Raw genomic sequence first — 265 nt, forward strand, 5'->3', positions numbered from 1 at the left:
CGCTGTCGGACGACGCGCTGGTGGACGCGATGATGGCGCATCCGATCCTCATCAACCGCCCCCTCGTTGTGTCTCCGCTCGGTGTAAAACTCTGCCGTCCTTCTGAAGCCGTGCTTGATCTGCTGCCGACAGGCCAGCTCGGCGCATTCGCGAAAGAAGATGGCGAACAGGTTGTGGACGCCTCGGGCCAGCGTATCGCCTGATGCTGCCAGCAATTCTGATCTTCATCGCGACGATCGCGCTCGTCATCTGGCAACCCAAGGGC

General features: G+C 61.5%; 1 protein-coding gene. It reads left to right on the plus strand.

Annotated elements, in window-relative coordinates:
* On the plus strand, positions 1–203 hold a 203-nt coding region (locus LH128_RS30545; protein ID WP_037522313.1), incomplete at its 5' end, for an ArsC/Spx/MgsR family protein.
* Positions 204–265: the final 62 nt, after the last annotated feature.

Source organism: Sphingomonas sp. LH128, assembly GCF_000293195.2.
Lineage (GTDB): Bacteria > Pseudomonadota > Alphaproteobacteria > Sphingomonadales > Sphingomonadaceae > Novosphingobium > Novosphingobium resinovorum_A.